Here is a 17488-nt window from a genome sequence, read left to right on the forward strand (position 1 = left end):
CGCATGAAAGTATTGGTTACCGGCGGAGCGGGATTTATTGGCAGTCATTTGAGTCGCGAGTTATGGCAACAAGGCCATCAGGTCAGCGTGATCGACAGTCTGGTTGGCGGCCGTAAAGAAACTATTGCCGATTTGCTCGACCAAGAGCGTTTTGAGTTTCATCACGCCGATATTCGCGACGCCGAAACCATCGCGCCATTATTTGCAGGTATTGACTGGGTTTTTCACTTGGCCGGTCTAGCCGACATCGTACCCTCCATCGAGCAGCCGCGCGCGTATTACGAGACCAATGTCAGCGGTACATTCAATGTATTGGAAGCGGCTCGCGCCGCCGGTATCAAGCGATTTGTCTACGCGGCGTCGTCATCCTGCTACGGCATTCCAGATCAGTTTCCCACGCCGGAATCTGCGCCCGTTCAGCCACAGTATCCTTACGCTTTGACTAAATACTTGGGTGAGGAACTGGTGATGCACTGGGCACAGCTCTATGACTTGCCTGCAGTGTCGCTGCGCTTATTCAACGTCTACGGCCCACATGCTCGTACCACGGGCGCTTACGGCGCGGTGTTCGGGGTGTTTCTGGCGCAAAAGATTAATGGTAAACCCTTTACCGTGGTCGGCGACGGCACCCAGACCCGCGACTTTACCTACGTCACGGATGTGGCCAAAGCCTTTATCGCCGCTGCCGAATCGGAACTTTGTGGCGAGATCATGAATGTCGGTAGCGGCGGCACCTACAGTGTCAATCAACTGGTGGGATTATTGGGCGGTGCGATCGAATACATTCCCAAGCGGCCCGGCGAGCCCGATTGCACCTTTGCCGACACCCGTAAGATCAAGACAAAACTTGGCTGGCAACCGCAAGTTAGTTTCGAGCAGGGTGTGGCCAATATGCTGGCGCACATCGATTACTGGCAAAACGCCCCGCTGTGGACTTCGGCTTCTATCGCTGACGCTACTGCGGGCTGGTTTAAGTACCTGGACAAATAGGGAGGAGCCCATGGCTATCGGACAAGCGGCAGCGGATTTTGCGACTTTGCTGAACAACAGCGTATTTACAGACGCGCAGGGCCAAACCCTGGACGGCGAATCGGTGATACAGCAATTGCTTGCCGAGTTTGCCAGAGTCCGCGACCAGCAGGCTAAGATCATGGTGTTGGGCAACGGCGGCAGCGCTGCGATTGCCAGTCATGTGATTACCGACTTACGGAATGTCGGCGGCTTGTGCGCCTTGACCTTGCACGAAGCCGCGCCTTTGACTTGTTTTACCAATGATTTCGGTTACGAGCAGGCCTTCGCCAAACAAATTACCGCATTCGCGAATCCGGACGATTTATTGATCGCGATTAGCAGTTCCGGGCAATCCTTGAATATCGTCAACGCGGTACAAGCTGCCAACGCCAAAGGCTTGCCGGTCATGACCCTAAGTGGCTTTAAGGCCGACAATCCGCTCCGTAAACTGGGGCGCTGGAATTGCTGGCTGGACAGCAGTCATTACGGCATGGTCGAGTTGGGGCATCTGTTCGTGTTGCACCATATTACCGATCATCTGCTCAGGAAATAAGCTCATGTCCACGGAAAAAATTGTCTCCATCGAACAACTGGCAAAACGTGCCGCCGAGTTGAAAGGCCAAGGCAAAACGGTGGCTTTATGTCACGGCACCTTCGATTTATTGCATATCGGCCATATTCGCCACCTGCAAAGCGGCGCGCGGCAGGCCGATGCATTGCTGGTCAGCGTTACCGCCGACGAATACGTCAATAAAGGCCCAGGGCGGCCGGTGTTCAACCAATATTTGCGTGCGGAAAACATAGCGGCACTGGCTTGCGTCGATAGTGTGGCTATCAATCATGCGATTACCGCTGTGGAAGTATTGGACCAGGTCAAGCCTGATTTATATGTGAAGGGTAGCGATTACAAAAGTACCAGCGACGATTTGACCGGTAATATCCAGCACGAAAAAGACGCGGTAGAACGGCACGGCGGCAAGATTTACTTTACCGATGAACTGACATCCAGTTCGACGCGCTTATTGAACGAATATTTTGAGGTGTTCTCCCCGGAAATCTCCGCGTACCTGGATCAATTCAAGGAAACTGTCGGCGCCAACGAGATTATTGATAAACTCAAGGCCTTAAGCGGTTTGAATGTATTGGTGTTGGGCGAAGCAATTGTCGACGAATACCATTACACCTCGCCCCTGGGGCAGACTGGCAAGGGCAATGTGTTTTCGGTGAAATACAACGACTACGAACGCTTTGCCGGTGGCGCGATAGCGGTGGCGAATCACGTCGCGGAATTTGCCCACAACGTCACTTTGCTGTCGGGTTTGGGCGCCACCAAAAGTCACGAAGATTTCATCCGTACCAATCTGAACCCGGCGATTGATCCGGTGTTCTTCTTCAGTCAGGATCGGCCGACGATCGTGAAGCGACGTTATGTCGATGCCGACATCGCTAAGTTATTTGAAGTGTATTTTTATAACGATGCGCCCTTGCCGGAGGAAACCAATCGCAAGATCGTGGCTTGGCTGGAAAAGCATTTGCGCGATTACGATGTGGTGATCGTGCCGGATTTTGGTAATGGCTTCATCTCCAATCAAATGGTCGCGGCCTTGTCCAAAGGCGCTAAATATTTGGCGGTGAACGCGCAGGTCAATAGTGGCAATCGGGGTTATCACTTAATCACGCGTTATCCGAACGCGGATTTCTTGTCGTTAAACGAACCGGAATTACGATTGGCGAGCCACGATAGAGGTGGTGCCATCGAGGAATTGGCCGGCCAGTTGGCCGACAAATTAAGCGCCAACCATATCGCCATTACCCGCGGTACTAAAGGTGCGTTAATGCTGGATCACGCTAAAACGGCATACAAGATTCCCGCTTTGTCGTCCAAAGTGGTGGATCGGATCGGTGCCGGCGATGCTTTTCTGTCCGTGGCGGGTTTATGTTTGGGCGGAGGGCTGTCGCCGGAGCAAGCCTTGTTTGCCGGCAGTGCCGCCGCCGCGCTGGATGTGCAAATTGTCTGTAACCGCGAGCCGGTGCGGGCAGTGGCTTTATTCAAATACATTACCACCTTGTTGAAATGACCGTCATGAGTCCAGCATCTGCCGACTTGAAGCACCTGTATTATCAAATGCTGCGCATCCGCCGCGCTGAGGAAGCGATTGCTCGGCGCTATGCCGAGCAGCAAATGCGTTGTCCCACGCACCTTTGCATCGGCGAGGAAGCTATCGCAGTGGGGGTTTGCGCGCATTTGACAGTTCAAGACAAAGTGTTCAGCAATCATCGCGGTCACGGCCACTATTTGGCCAAAGGCGGTGATTTGCCACGCCTGTTGGCCGAGCTCTATGGTTTTGCCGAAGGCTGCTGCGGTGGTCGAGGTGGATCCATGCATCTTACCGACTTGGACGCCGGCTTTGTCGCTTCCACGCCCATCGTCGGCGGCACTGTGCCATTAGCCGCCGGTTATGCCTGGGCCGAGCAGATGAAAAAATCCGGCGCCGCACAGGGATGTGCCAGTGTCGCGGGAGGCAGGATGCCGGAAGCGACCAACGTTGTGGTGATTTTCTTCGGCGATGGTTGCTTTGAAGAAGGGGTGATGCACGAAACCTTGAATTTTGCGGTTTTAAAGCAACTGCCGTTGCTATTTATCTGCGAGAACAACCAATATTCGGTTATGACGCCGTTGGCGGAGCGCCAGCCCAAACGCGATATTTATAAAATAGCCGCTGCCCACGGTTTACACGCAGTTAGCGGCGACGGTAATCGGGTTGATGAAGTATATGAACTGGCGCAAGCGGCTGTTGCCAACGCCCGAAATGGATTGGGTCCGCAGTTTTTGGAATTGCATACCCATCGCTGGCCGGAACACTGCGGACCTAACGAAGATGACGACTTAGGTTATCGCAACCCAGGCGAATTGGCGGCTTGGAAATTGCGCTGCCCGTTATTGCAAACCCGGCAGACGTTGCTTGACGCACAATTGAGCGATGATGCCGAAATAATACAAATGGAAACCTGTTTGGCCCTGGAAATTGAACAAGCCTTTGCCTGGGCTTTGCAAGGGACACGTCCCAAGATCGACAGCATGAGGCAGCACCTGTATGCGTGATGTTAGGCTGATGAGTTATGGTGAGGCGATCCGCGAAGCGTTGGACGATGCTTTGGCCCAGTTTCCGGACATGTTATTAATCGGCGAAGGCGTGCCGGACCCGAAGACCATCTTTGCAACGACCCAGGGTTTGCGCGAGAAGCACGGTGCTGATCGGGTATTAGACATGCCGTTGGCAGAAAACGGCATGACCGGGATCTGCATCGGTGCGGCCCTGGCGGGTATGCGGCCGGTGCTGGTGCATCAGCGTATTGATTTTGCCTTGCTGTCGGTTGATCAATTGGTCAATAACGCCGCGAAATGGCATTACATGTTCGATGGCCAGCAACAGGTGCCGCTGGTGATTCGGGTGATTATTGGAAGGGGATGGGGGCAGGGACCGCAGCATTCCCAAAGTCTGCAAGCTATGTTCGCGCAAGTGCCGGGCTTGAAAGTGGTGATGCCGACCACCGCCGGCGATGCCTACCACTTTATGTTGGCGGCAATTGCCGATAACAATCCGGTGCTGTTTATCGAACATCGCTGGTTGCATCACATCATTGGCGAGGTGGATAAACAGGCGCCGGCGGCTGGCTTGGACGGCGCGGCGGTAATGCGCGAAGGCCGGGATGTGACGTTGGCGGCGTTCTCGCACATGAGTATTGAAGCCTTGAAGGCGGCAACGACACTGGCCGAACACGGCATTGATGCCGAAGTATTGGATATGCGATGCGTCAGTGCGTTGGACGTAGAGAGTGTTGCCGCATCGCTGGCTAAAACCGGCGGTAAATTGTTAATAGCGGATTGCGCGCCGGAAATGGCGTCGAGCGGCCATCAGTTGCTATCTAAGCTCGTGTTGGCGCACGGGGATAGCCTGAAGCAAGCGCCGCGCTTGATTGTTTATCCTAATCACCCGGTACCGACCTCGCATTATGTCGCGAACCACTATTATCCGGGAGCCGAGCAGATCGCCAGTGCCGTACTGGAAATGCTAGGTCGATCAGAATTAACAGCCTCGGTAATCGGCGCTTTGCAGTCCGATTTGCCCAAAGATCAACCCGACCGCAGCTTCGTCGGCCCGTTTTAACGAAAAAGAGCATCAGACCATGGCAAAAATTGAACAAACCAATCGCTTCGGCAACAGCGCCGTCACCGATATACCCGACAACGTGCCCATGTTCAGCCAACCCGGACATAAACTGCGCACGTCCAATAACATCGTGGACCGCAGCGCCTTGTCGAGCGACTATCAGGTGATCGACACCAGCCAGTTGGCTAAATTGCCAGGCCAGAAATTACAAAGCATTTCCCACGACGATCAAGAAGGCATCATCCGCCTGGAAGCGGGCAGTGAGCAGGAACAGCACGTTCCCAACCAGTTTACTGGCCCCAGTTTCCGCACCCAGCGAGAACGGTTTCGTTTCGACGGTCACAAAATGATGCACCATTTAGACAGAGTGCAGGCTTGGCAAAACGGCCAACGTTTTGCGCCGGTGCATATCGATATGGGGTTGACCAAGTTTTGCAATACCGCCTGCCTGTATTGCTACGCCGTGGTACAGAACATGACCAAGGGCACCATGATAGGCCGGGATGCTTTGCTGAATTTTGTCCGTGATTGCGGCAAGTTGGGTGTGCGCTCCTTGGGCTTTATCGGCGATGGCGAACCGACGCTGAACCCGACCCTCTACGATGCTACTGTGCTGGCCGGCGAACTGGGTATCGATACAGCGATGGCCACGAATGGTTTGTTATTGGATATGGATCGGGCTCACGACTTACTGAAAAATATGAGTTACATCCGCTTCAATCTATCCGCCGGTACCCCGGAAGGTTTCAGACGAGTGCATCAATCCAAAGAAGTCAATTTTCATTTGCTGATCGACAAGATCCGCGAACTGGTGAAAATCAAGAAAGAAAACAATTACAAATGCACGCTGGGCTTGCAGATGGTGCTAATCCCGGAATGCTTTGATGAGGTATTGGACGAGGCTAAACTGGGTGCCGAATTGGGTGTGGATTATTTCGTGATCAAGCATTGTTCAGATTCAGAATACAAGGAAATCGGTATCGATTACGACGCCTATCTAAAAATCGGCGATACCCTGAAACAAGCTGAGGCGCTGAGTAATGACACCTACGTGGTTCAAGCCAAATGGAACAAGATCAACGCTGCCGGTGAAACAAATCTTTATAAGGACGGCTACCGCAAATACGACCAATGTTTCGGCACGCCGTTTTTATTGCAGATTTCCGGTAACGGCAAAATTTATCCTTGTGGACCGTTTTTCAATAAAGAGCGCTTTTACATCGGCGATCTACATACCGATTCGTTTTACGATTTGGTAGCCACCAGCGAACGCTACTGGCAGGTACACAAAGATGTGGCTGAATCGGTAGATGTGCATAAAGACTGTGCGATCGGTTGTCGGCAAGATTATGTGAATAAGTTTCTGTGGGATTTAAAAAATCCGCCTGAACATATCAATTTTATTTGATCGACCCGGACGCTCTGATGACCTCGGTGTTGGCAGATATATTTTTTCTGGATATCCAGGATGCTTATGCTGAGGCGGCCAAGCAACAATGGCTGCGCGATGTCAATGGTGTTGAGCGCCTGCAATATTGCTATTACGACGGCTTGCTCACCGACATCGTACTACCGAATTTTATTCAGGTCCCCGCCGACAAGTTTGTCGAATTTTTTTCGCACAATCAATTACCGATACCTCAGCTGATCGCCATTTCTCAAGATGGCGACGTACATTTCAACAATATGCCCAGCGATGTTATTGACGAAGTGATGCAGTACCGCAGTCAATATCGCGTGCCGGACTATGTGCATTTCGATACTTATTTTATCGATCCGCTGCAGGCACTGAATGCGGCAAAGCAGCGCAATCGGGTGGCTTGCGATCATCCGACCATAGATGGCTTGCAGGTTTGTTATTACCGGGGCGAGTTACCCTCGCATGGTTTTGAGAATCTGATCCATCTGGAACTACCGGATTTGCAGGATTTTTTTATTCGCTCTCGCATGCGGTTCCCGGAGAATTTAGAGATTCCGGAAGAGTTAGACGAGGACGTTAAAGCCGAGCTCAAACAAGATATTGCCGCCGTCCGTAGTGCGGTCGAACGTCAGCGCCGGATCTTACTTCAGCAGCTATTGAACAAAGCCAAAACCTTAAAACCGCGCTTAGTCGGCAATAAACCGCCCAGGATATTCATTCCTACCAGCCGTTTGACTACGGTCATGCAATACAGCTCGCGGGGCGTAGCCAAGGCTTTTGCAGATCTGGGTTGGGATGTGCTGCTTTACGTTCAAGACAATGAAATGGAAGGCAGCAATATGGTGGATATGCTGGAAAAATATATCAGCTTCGATCCGCATGCCTGTTTTTATGTCAACAGTTTGAACAACAGCTTCATGCACGATGACATCGTCAATCTAGTCTGGTGGCAAGATTTGATGCCGCAGCTGAAGAATCGGCAACCGCTAAAATGGCGAGCTCGGGATTTCAATTTGTCGATTTCGCCCCTGTTCGACCGCTATCTGGAGCAATGCGGGGCATCGAAAGTGGAACGTCTACATTTCGTGATCGACGACGAGATATTCCATGGCGACCAGCAAACCGCCCGGACAGACAAAATTGTGTTTGTCGGCAGTTCCTATCTGCCGGTGATAGATCCGGAAAATAGTCAGCATAAACTGGCGTTGGCTGCACTACTCGCGGTTATGGAGCAAGGTGGCCGCTTTGACGAAGCGACGGTTACCCAAATCGCCGCAGCCAGTTCTTTAAGCTATGAGTTCGTATTCTGGAAGCTGCTGCATTACGTAATCCGCGACCATGCCGTGAAATGGTTATGCGCCGCACAGGGATGTGCCGGTTTGCCGGTGGATGTCTATGGCCGCTATTGGGATCAGGACGCCGAGGTGGCGGCCTATTATCGCGGCGAGTTGCAACATGGCGTGGCGGTGGCGGATGTTTATCGTTCGGCGCGCTATGCCTTGGTTTGCCATCCTTTCGAAATCAACTCCCAGCGCCTTGCCGAAGTAGCCGCCTGCGGCTGCATTCCGTTGGTATACGATTGCCGGGATGTCGCCGAGCCGCCGCATTGGGACGAGTATTGCCTGTTCTTCAAAACGGCCGAAGAATTGCAAAACATCTTGCGTCAGCGCTTGCAGCCGGCCAAGCCGCCGGAGGGTCTGGCCCGACAGTTTACGTACAAGGCCGCAGTCCGGCGTTTAATCGATTTAACCGATTTACGCGCGCTGAGTAATGCCGAGCATATCAGAGCACCGGAGTCGGTAGCCGTTTTGCCTGGACTCTGTGGCGAGAACGTATTGCTAATCAGTAGCTTGGAGTTTGCGCGGCAAACGTGTCTTGCCAATTTGCAAAACAATCTGTTGTGCCTGGCCGAATATCGCCCCGAGTTAGGCCAAGCCTTAATGGCCGCTTGGCCACGGCAGCAGATAGCCATCACGGTCGATCAAGATATCGCTGGCGAATACTGGCGGATTTCGGTGGAAAGGGATGGCAAAGAAAGCTATCGGCTCGACAACATTGCACTGCTCGAGCATAAAGGTTTGATCGAGAATAATATTGCCGAGATGACCCGTGAAAATACCTGCTGCTATGCTTTAGTGGGTTTGGGTTCTGGTTATGAGTTATTAGCAGTATTTAACGCGACTGCTCTACCGATTACAGAGATGGCAGAATTTGAAGTACCCGTTTATCTGCTCGAATCCAAGCCGGAAATATGGCTCTTGAATCTGCTATTGCATGATTTACGACCTTTATTGCTTGCCCCGCGTGTGCGCATTTATCACGATGAACATGCCGAGGCCGATTTATTTGTCGAGTTTTCGAAATTCGAAGCCGCCGTACCGGACGTGTTGTTCAATCTCGATCCGCAAGCGCCGATTGGCGCAGAGCGAGTTTATCAATTATCCATGGCAGCCAAGCAAGATAAAGCCGAGCGGCATCTTGTAAATTTGCAGCAAATTGCCGATTACTATAGCCGTATCACAGCAGATGAGTGGCGACGGAAATTTAGTCCGGAACACGCCGGCCAACTGCGCGTGCTGGGGTACATCTCGCGTTTCTCCAGTTTTCTCAAATACTGCATGCGCGACTGGCTGGACGGGTTCGAGCGTTTGGGTGCGACGATCCGCTTATGTAGCGAAACTGAAAATTATTACTTAAGTAATATCGAGCATTTAATAGGCGAGATTAATTATTTCAAGCCGGACATTATCCTGATAATAGATCATTTTCGGCATGAAATTGATGGCGTTCCCGAGTCCGTGCCATTTGTAAACTGGATACAGGATATGTTGCCGAATATTACGGACAACAAAAACGCAATGCATGAGATGGATTTTACTTTTGTATTTTCTAAGCAATGGCTGGCAATGAACGGTGGAACTATATATAAGGATTATCCTGCGGAATATTTGCCTATAGGATTTAACGACACCTACTATCGCCCTGAAAATAATCACCAATATGATTATGATTTTTTAGTGATTAGTCATTTGGGGGCGATCAAGGATACATATATTCCTTTCGATGAAGATGAGCCTAAAGATGAAATATTGAATAATATTGAAATAGCATGTTTGAAAAGCAATCAAATATCTTTTCAGGATTTGTCAAGGTTGTATAGGGTTATTTCTGAATATTTGAATTGTCTTGATTTGAATTCCCTGCATAAGTTGCGTATGGATGGTCAATTCAATGGATTCAAAGAGCTAAAAGAGGTATTACGTAAGGGCAGGTTTAACATAAATGAAAAAACTTTTGAATCATTGATGGTCGGAAGCAGTAGTAGGTTCCATAATCACTATTTGTTTAAGGTCAAGACAGCGCCGATTGCGGCTATAGTTAATTCCGGTATGAAAATTCGACTCGGAATTTATGGAAAAAACTGGCAAAATATTAAATTATTCGAGCCATTTGCCAAGGGAATAGCAGAAAACGGTGAGGTTATCAATCGTCTTATGGCAAGATCTAAAATTTGTTTCAATGGAAGTCCAGGGTCGACATTGCATATGCGCTCTATCGAGATTATGGCGGCGGGCGCGTTCATGATTTCTAGAAGAATATATCAAGATAGTTCACCGTTGACTGATTATTTCAATGAGAGCGATATTGTTTTTTATGAAAACGAGGCAGAGTTGATAGAAAAAGTAAGGTTTTTTCTTGAAAATGATGAACTGCGTGCCCAATTAGCAAACACACTTCATGAGCAAGCAATAAAAATATTCTCATATAAGTCGATTGCAAATATTGTAATGACCGCAATTGTAGAAAGATTAAATTCTAAAGGTTAGAAAACACATGATAATAACGATGGAAGATTTTCGAAAAATTCGTGGAGTTCCGGTGCGACCTAACTTGCACATGGAGGTGTCGCTTGGTTGTAATATTTCATGTGAGATGTGTACTTTTCATGATAATTTGAAAAAGTTTTCTTACATGTCCTTGGAAAGCCTAAAAAAAATAAATGGTGGATTTGATTATTTTGGTGCGGTTCATATGGGCGATGGTAGTGAGCCGTTTATAAATCCTGACTTAATAGACATTATAAAGTATTTGTCAGAGAAAGGGGTCTTTGTATCAGTCCAGACAAATGCAAAGTTAATTCGAAATGAAAGTGATGCGGAAAAAATCGTTAAATCCGGGCTAAACATGCTGTTAATTTCTGTAGATGCCGTATATGACGAAACGTTACATAAAATTCGTGACGGAATGAGTTTTTCGCATATTGCTAGAGTTATCGATCTTGTCAATGAAGCAAAGCATAAACTAAATTCAAAAACGCCATATCTCGGTTCTAACGCGGTTGTAATGCGTCGGAATTTGAATGAGATTCCTCTATTGGTAACACACCTTTTAGATAATGAATTCAGTTTTATACGGTTAGGTTTCCTAGAATTGAGAAAACCAAATAATAGTTTGGCTGGAGAATTGTTGATCTATGAGATGGGTAAAGCTTTGGAAATAATAAATAAGACAAGATCCCAGGTTGAGGTGCATCGGAATTCGGTAGTGTTTGACACTGATATTTTTAATGGTGGAATGAGTTCAATTCGACGAGGTCAATGCAGTGCTTATCGAGATAGGGTTTACGTGACGCATATTGGTGATATGTGGGCTTGTTATGGAAAACAACGAATTGGTAATATTTTTGAATCAAGTATTGATCAGCTAATAAATTCTGCTACATATAAGGAGTATATTGAGAAAGTAACGACTCCTGGAAATCCAATTTGCTCGGCATGTACTTTTTGTCACATCATGTCGATGGATAATATTGGAGATCATTTCGGGCGAAACGCCATAAATCACTACGGGATTGAATTGATTGAGAAATCTCTTGAGTTTGCCGCAGCAGGAGGTGAGCCGAGGGAGTTCTGGGCAAAACAATCTTTGGCTTAATCGATGTCTTCGCGACAATTTACATGAATAAGCGCATTTCTATATTTTTTCCAACCGCTAGTGTATTTCATCAACGAATTTTTGGGTTTTTGAAAATATCATTTTTACGTCACGGTTTTGAGGTTAGTGGTGATTGCCGATTATTAGATGCAGATGAAATGAACATTTGGCTAAAGGAGTATAAGCCAGATGTTGTTTTTGAAATGAATCGAGTCAAAGACGAAATTCCGTTGTTGCATGAGTTAGGTATAAAGCACATATCGTGGGTGGTCGATATGCAAGGACGAAGTGAGTCTGAAATTCGCGGAAGCGAAATTACCTATACATTCGATCCCAATTGGGAGTTTCATTTCGATACTGGAGGACATACTGAATGGTTGCCGCCAGGTGTGTGCACTGATTCGTTTTATTTTGATCCAAATACAATCAAGGAAATAGATTTTAGTTTTATCGGACATATCCCTTATCCTTGGAGAGATTTCGAGTTATCAAGAAAGATAAGGCATGAAGAGCGGGAAATCTATTTTTCCGATCTACTCGCGTCTTATGTTGCTCACATGGCGAAGGTATCGTACAAGCAACACAATCACCAAAAATGTGTTACTGTCATCGATGATATATTGACAGAGAAGTTGGGAGAGGCTGTCGAATTATCCAAAGATATGTATTACGACTTATTGGTGAGGATCAAACGAATGAGTAATCGTACAGAATTGATTGATTTTGTACTGGAAAGAAGTAAGTCTTTGTTGATTTATGGTAGTGAAAATTGGAAGTTTTGGTCTAAATATGGAAAGTATTATTCAGGTTTTATCGATAATACTGAAGAAATGAGACAACTATTTATAAAGTCGAAATTCAACTTGCACGATGGTGTAGGGTTTCATTTTCGGTCTATCGACTGCCTAGCTTCTGGTGGAACGCTGTTTTGGTACGATGATAACGGCGGTGACCGTTTCGATGAAATTCCTGTGCTTACAAATACCATCCCGAGAAGAGGTTTACATAGTTTTTTTGAGCCGCAGCGGCATTATTTCGAATTTCGTTGGGAGTCATTCGATGCAGTTTACGAGATGGCTTGCGAAAGATCGCAGCAGGATTGTAAGATAAGACAAGAGGTAACAGATATTATTAATAGCGCACACACTTGGGATTGTCGAGTACGAAAAATTATACAAGATTTGCAGCGGTTTTAAGAGGGTGTTAGTGGTTTGTGGGTAGAAATTTTCAAATTTTATTTTTGGCAATGATTCAGTATTTTTTCGCAGAAGTTTTTCAAGCGTCTTTGGTAAGGCTTTCGTTGGTTAAGGAGTTGGTTGTACGCTTGTCGGGCATCAATTCTCACATTGAAATCTTTTTGAATTAATTGTGTTTTGATAACAGGCTAAGATAATCAGATAATATGTTAGAGAACTCGCGATATAGGTTTGATAAAACTCCCGGGCCACTATCTAAAATAGATATAGAGCGTTTTTGTGCACAGGGTTTCGTTACCATAGATAATTTTTTCGATAAAAAATTACTTAAACAAATAGTGGACGAATGGCATGCTTTTTCTGCAACCGATACTCCTTCCTATTTGCCATCTGCCGAACCCGCTGCTGTTTTTTGGCGGCATGTTCAGGGCGATGTCAAGCGAATACGGCCGCTTGCTGAGTTTATTGCGCTGCGAGAGATTGCCTTGGGAGAATCTTCCAGCCAAATTGCCCGGCAGTTAGCGGTGGCCAGCCAAGGTGAAACCGAGTTACGTTTGTTCGAGACTATTGTGTTTTCCAAGCCACCATTGGAAGGCGGTATGCTGAGCTGGCATCAGGACAATCCGTTTTTTCCGTTTGAGCCGCAGAATCAAATTGCGTTATGGATTCCACTCGACGATGTTGACCCGGAGAACGGCGGTCTGGAATATGCGATAGGTAGCCATAAGGCGGGTATCAGCGCGCCGTTCGATTTACATTCCGGGGCTAACCTTGGAGACGGAGATATATGTTTGACGCCTGCCGATATTGCAGACGACAAATTCGATACTGCTGCGGTTAGCCTGCGCGTGGGCGGTGTTGCCGTGCACGACGGGCGCACCTGGCATCGCTCATTTCCAAATACTTCCCCGACCCGGCAGCGGCGTGCGATCTCCTTGCGTTACTTGGTTGGCCCCACCCGTTATTCGCCGCGTCAAGGTACGGCAGCCAGCATGAACGCCCAAATAAATGTCCCGGCTGGCGCCCTGATCGATTGTCCGACTTTTCCGTTGGTTTGAGCATTGGCTGAACAACCGAATTTAAGCACGCCGGATGGATTGGAAAGCCTAGTTTGTCACGCTTGTGGCGCAGACTCGCTCAGCGTATTTGATCAGTCGCGCGGACTGGCTGCGGTCACTTCGGACTGCCGAGCCTGGCCCGCTTCATTTTTAGTAGCGATTTGCCCAGTGTGCGGTTTAGTGCAAAAAGTGGTGGATGCCGCTTGGCGTCAGTCTGCCTCACGAATTTATGGCAGTTACGACCTTTATCATCAAACCCCTGGTCGTACTGAGCAGGTCATATTCGACCAAGGTAGCGGCCTTGCCTTGCCTCGCTCTGAGCTGATGTTTGGACATTTTTTTCGCCATCGTCCGCTGGCGACCAGCGGCACGTATTTGGATTTAGGATGCGGCACCGGTCCAACGCTTACCGCTTTTTCTAAGCTTGCCAGTGGTTGGCAATTGTTTGGCTATGACCCGCATTTACCCGACGCTCAGCGCGTGTTAGCGATACCTGGGGTTGTCGAGGTGTTTGCCGGAGATTTACGTGAAATTTCTGGCAAATTCGATTTGATTACGGCGGTGCATGTACTTGAGCACGTCACTGAACCGCTGCCGTTCCTGCAGGCAATGCGGTCGTTGATGCACGCCGACAGCCGAGCGTTGATTCAAATCCCGCATTTTCCCTCTTCACTATTTGATTTAGCAATTTTTGATCATTGCTCGCATTTCACCGGCAGCAGTATTTCGCAGCTGTTGGCAGAAGCCGGCCTAGCGATTGAAGCAATAGATATCGAATTGATACCGAAGGAAATCAGCATTGTGGTTAAGCGCGGTGAGCCGCATTTAACTCGCCCGGTTGGCGATCAAGCTGAGTCACGTGCTGCGGTGGTGTCCAGTATTGCTTGGTTATGTGCTCTCCAGGCGCAGGCTATTGGGGTTGATACTGAACATGTGGGCGTTTTCGGTACCTCGATCGGGGCAAACTGGTTGCACGGTTTGTTGGCCGAACGGATTGAGTTTTTTGTCGATGAGGATCTATCCAGGCAAGGACAGCTGTATCGCGGTTGCCCGGTTTTGGCACCAAATGCGGTGCCGGGTAGAGCGCAAGTATTAATGCCTCTGCCGCCAGTGACGGCCGCGCAAATACGCCGTCGACTCGGCAGCCTGTCTGCAGACTACCTGTTGCCGCCGGGTGACACATTTATAAACTGATTTGCTTAATTTAAAGGTTTAAGACACGCATGAGTACGTTCGATGGTTTTCGAAAAACAGGCCCTGATCAGGCGACAGAGGATAGTCTACGAGACCATTGCGCCGATTTCGGAATCGATCCGCTAACTGCGGTCAAATTATTTCCGGTTCTGGCTCGTCGACAGTGGTTAAAGCGTTTTTTGGCGCATGCCGAGCTTTTTAAACAAACTTTGAATGTACCGGGCGATATTGCCGAGTTCGGAGTGTTTCGGGGGCTGAGCCTGATGACCTGGGCGAATTTACTGGAAACATATGCGATTGGTGACCGGACTAAAGTTGTCTATGGTTTTGACAATTGGCAGGGTTTTACCGGGTTTTCCTCAGAAGACGGTCAGTTGACGCCAGAGGTGAATAAGGTTTTCGGAGGTTACGATTCGTCGGGTTTTAAAAGTGAATTAGAAGCAGCGCTCGCTATTTTCGATGCGGATCGGTTTGTTACTTGGAAGCCTAGGGTGAAGCTAATCAACGGAGATATAACCGACAGCGTGCCGCGTTTTGTGGCCGATAACCCCGGTGTAAGGTTTTCATTGGTGCATTTTGACTGTGATTTGTACGCTCCAACCAAGGCAGCGCTTACTGCGATTTGGCCGAAAGTCAGTCGGGGCGGCTTGGTACTGTTCGATGAATATGCATTGAAGGAATGGCAGGGAGAAAGCCAAGCGGTTGACGAATTTTTTGTCAATCAGCCGGAAGTAAAGTTACGTACCCTAGAGTGGACCAACTCGCCGGCCGCCTATCTGATCAAGCCGTAGCGAAGTAGTGAAGGAAGCGCCGCTATGAAATTCTGCGATGCGATTACCGACGCCGCTGCACTTAGACCCAGCGCTTTGGCTGCGCTGGGTGACGGTTGGCGTGAGTTACTGAATGGCGAATCGTTCAATCATGAAGCTTACGCAAACGCCTTAGTCTGTGTATTACAAGAGTATTTGCCCAGGGGCACGGTCACGATTCGCGGTATCTCGCCGGTTACAAGCCTGTTATGCGAACAGTTGACCGCACTACCCTATCAGGTGGAGATCGATCCACTCGACAATCCTACTAATCGTCGCCACTTTTGCGGGGTGCCTCTACAGCGCGGTGGTGCTGGTGACGCGGTGTTAGAAGGATTTATCTACGATGACTGCAAGTTGGCACCTGCTAATGTGTTCAGTATCCGCAGCGCCAAGGTGCAAAAGGCGTATGCGTTGTTCTTGTACCAGCATCGATGCCGCTTAGCAGGGCGCTTAAATCAGTTGTTGACCGGCGACAATCCCATGGTGATTTTTGTTGCTAAAAACGCTTATTACAACCAATTGCGGATGAGTGCCAGCTTACGTAAGCGGGGCGTCCATACGGTTGCCGTCACCTTTAATCCCGATCTACGTGATCACAAATCCGGATATTTCGATGATATTTTGACTACCGACCTGCTTAGTTTCTTATTGTGGTTGCAAACTGCACAAGGGGCGGTGCTTCATACTCAAGGTTGGTTGTTTCGCTATCACATCCCCGTGTTGATTGACGCGTTTTTACCCGACAACTGCCGGCAGTTTGTAGAGTTGATGGATATAAACTCGTTTTTTTTACCGACTGATACTCTCCCAAAGTTACTTCCTTACATGCGTCAAACTTGGGGCGAGGAGGTAGCAGAATTGCAAAGGGTGCAGCTAGCTTGCGAACAATATTTGGTCATTCATGCTGACGGTATCATTTACCAAGGTAGTAGCCGTATTGTCGATTTGTTTGGCGGACTCTCACAGCGGAACCGCTGGTTACAGTTTTTGTGTTACCCGTTGCCGGAATTTTGCGTTGCGGATCGCTCGAAGCGGTCGATACCTAAACATGCTCGATTAGTATTTGCCGGGGGGGTCCCGCCCCTGAATTCCAAACATCCCGCTGCCTTGTTCGGTGATGCTCAGTTGGTCGATACGGTCAAAACCATTGTCAGCCAAGGTTTGGAGTTGGACGTCTTCAACAATCCGCTAAAAATGGCTGAGGAGGACTATCTAAACGTCTACGCGGCCCATCTCGAGCTGGCGGAACAGTACCCGAATTACCGTTTTCTAAAAGGTGAATTGCCGGGGCGTATCGCTCAAATCATTAGCAATTACGACTTCGGGCTGATTGTTTACGATTATTCTGATGAGTTGTTGGTCGGACCGGAACATTTTAAAACTTTGATTCCGGCCAAGTTGTTCACGTATCTCGAAGCTGGTTTACCGGTTTTGGTCAGTTGCCGGGCCGAGGCAACTGCTGAATTTGTCGAGCGGTACGGCTGCGGGGTTGCGATTTCCTCCACCGAATTGCGTGACTTACCCAATTTCTTGCGAAACTTGGATTGGGACAGTTTGCGCGCAGGCGTGGTTGAGGCGAGGGAATGCTTGTCGATGGACAAACAAGTTCAGCGGCTGATTGATTTCTATAGGCTTTGTGAGCAGCAACGGGACACTGTGATGGCCAATCTGATCGGCAATCAGCTATAGG

General features: G+C 48.7%; 13 protein-coding genes. All 13 read left to right on the top strand.

Going from position 1 to position 17488, the window contains the following annotated elements; translation table 11 throughout:
* Positions 1 to 3: 3 nt before the first annotated feature.
* The 13 genes from G006_RS0119125 (at position 4) to G006_RS0119185 (ending at position 17487) form a co-directional block, all read left to right on the top strand.
* On the top strand, positions 4 to 990 hold the full coding sequence (locus tag G006_RS0119125; RefSeq protein WP_020484834.1) for an SDR family oxidoreductase: 987 nt from the start codon (positions 4 to 6) through the stop codon (positions 988 to 990).
* Positions 991 to 1000: 10 nt separating this feature from the next.
* Positions 1001 to 1564 carry an SIS domain-containing protein gene (locus tag G006_RS0119130; RefSeq protein WP_020484835.1) on the top strand — a complete coding sequence of 188 codons (564 nt, stop codon included), beginning with the start codon at positions 1001 to 1003 and terminating at the stop codon, positions 1562 to 1564.
* A gap of 4 nt (positions 1565 to 1568) precedes the next feature.
* The gene (locus G006_RS0119135) at positions 1569 to 3089 is read left to right on the top strand and encodes a PfkB family carbohydrate kinase (protein ID WP_020484836.1); all 1521 of its coding nucleotides are present in this window, start codon (positions 1569 to 1571) and stop codon (positions 3087 to 3089) included.
* Positions 3090 to 3094: 5 nt separating this feature from the next.
* On the top strand, positions 3095 to 4114 hold the full coding sequence (locus G006_RS0119140) for a thiamine pyrophosphate-dependent dehydrogenase E1 component subunit alpha (protein WP_033194346.1): 1020 nt from the start codon (positions 3095 to 3097) through the stop codon (positions 4112 to 4114).
* On the top strand, positions 4107 to 5180 hold the full coding sequence (locus tag G006_RS0119145; protein WP_020484838.1) for an alpha-ketoacid dehydrogenase subunit beta: 1074 nt from the start codon (positions 4107 to 4109) through the stop codon (positions 5178 to 5180). Before G006_RS0119140 ends, G006_RS0119145 begins: the two co-directional genes overlap by 8 nt.
* 19 nt (positions 5181 to 5199) lie before the next feature.
* The gene (locus G006_RS25965) at positions 5200 to 6591 is read left to right on the top strand and encodes a radical SAM protein (protein ID WP_020484839.1); all 1392 of its coding nucleotides are present in this window, start codon (positions 5200 to 5202) and stop codon (positions 6589 to 6591) included.
* A 17-nt stretch (positions 6592 to 6608) separates the two neighbouring features.
* Entirely contained in the window at positions 6609 to 10430 is a 3822-nt protein-coding gene (locus G006_RS0119155) for a glycosyltransferase family protein (protein WP_152428971.1), read from the top strand.
* Positions 10431 to 10449: 19 nt separating this feature from the next.
* Positions 10450 to 11538, top strand: a complete 1089-nt coding sequence (locus tag G006_RS27240; RefSeq protein WP_160167683.1) for a radical SAM protein — start codon at positions 10450 to 10452, stop codon at positions 11536 to 11538.
* Between the two features lie 23 nt (positions 11539 to 11561).
* Positions 11562 to 12734 (top strand): hypothetical protein, encoded by a 1173-nt coding sequence (locus tag G006_RS0119165; protein WP_152428972.1) that lies wholly within the window; start codon positions 11562 to 11564, stop codon positions 12732 to 12734.
* A gap of 206 nt (positions 12735 to 12940) precedes the next feature.
* Complete coding sequence (locus G006_RS0119170) at positions 12941 to 13792, top strand: phytanoyl-CoA dioxygenase family protein (protein ID WP_081607977.1); 852 nt, start codon at positions 12941 to 12943, stop codon at positions 13790 to 13792.
* 3 nt (positions 13793 to 13795) lie between these two features.
* Positions 13796 to 14986, top strand: coding sequence for a class I SAM-dependent methyltransferase (locus tag G006_RS0119175; RefSeq protein ID WP_235048890.1), 1191 nt, complete (start codon positions 13796 to 13798; stop codon positions 14984 to 14986).
* A 179-nt stretch (positions 14987 to 15165) separates the two neighbouring features.
* The gene (locus tag G006_RS0119180; protein WP_200860475.1) at positions 15166 to 15777 is read left to right on the top strand and encodes a TylF/MycF/NovP-related O-methyltransferase; all 612 of its coding nucleotides are present in this window, start codon (positions 15166 to 15168) and stop codon (positions 15775 to 15777) included.
* Positions 15778 to 15801: 24 nt separating this feature from the next.
* Positions 15802 to 17487 carry a hypothetical protein gene (locus tag G006_RS0119185; protein ID WP_020484846.1) on the top strand — a complete coding sequence of 562 codons (1686 nt, stop codon included), beginning with the start codon at positions 15802 to 15804 and terminating at the stop codon, positions 17485 to 17487.
* Position 17488: the final 1 nt, after the last annotated feature.

Source organism: Methylomonas sp. MK1, assembly GCF_000365425.1.
Classification (GTDB): Bacteria; Pseudomonadota; Gammaproteobacteria; order Methylococcales; family Methylomonadaceae; genus Methylomonas.

Coding starts and splice junctions, on each gene's coding strand:
- G006_RS0119125 (WP_020484834.1), top strand. CDS start 4: ATGAAAGTATTGGTTACCGGCGGAGCGGGATTTATTGGCAGTCATTTG.
- G006_RS0119130 (WP_020484835.1), top strand. CDS start 1,001: ATGGCTATCGGACAAGCGGCAGCGGATTTTGCGACTTTGCTGAACAAC.
- G006_RS0119135 (WP_020484836.1), top strand. CDS start 1,569: ATGTCCACGGAAAAAATTGTCTCCATCGAACAACTGGCAAAACGTGCC.
- G006_RS0119140 (WP_033194346.1), top strand. CDS start 3,095: ATGAGTCCAGCATCTGCCGACTTGAAGCACCTGTATTATCAAATGCTG.
- G006_RS0119145 (WP_020484838.1), top strand. CDS start 4,107: ATGCGTGATGTTAGGCTGATGAGTTATGGTGAGGCGATCCGCGAAGCG.
- G006_RS25965 (WP_020484839.1), top strand. CDS start 5,200: ATGGCAAAAATTGAACAAACCAATCGCTTCGGCAACAGCGCCGTCACC.
- G006_RS0119155 (WP_152428971.1), top strand. CDS start 6,609: ATGACCTCGGTGTTGGCAGATATATTTTTTCTGGATATCCAGGATGCT.
- G006_RS27240 (WP_160167683.1), top strand. CDS start 10,450: ATGGAAGATTTTCGAAAAATTCGTGGAGTTCCGGTGCGACCTAACTTG.
- G006_RS0119165 (WP_152428972.1), top strand. CDS start 11,562: ATGAATAAGCGCATTTCTATATTTTTTCCAACCGCTAGTGTATTTCAT.
- G006_RS0119170 (WP_081607977.1), top strand. CDS start 12,941: ATGTTAGAGAACTCGCGATATAGGTTTGATAAAACTCCCGGGCCACTA.
- G006_RS0119185 (WP_020484846.1), top strand. CDS start 15,802: ATGAAATTCTGCGATGCGATTACCGACGCCGCTGCACTTAGACCCAGC.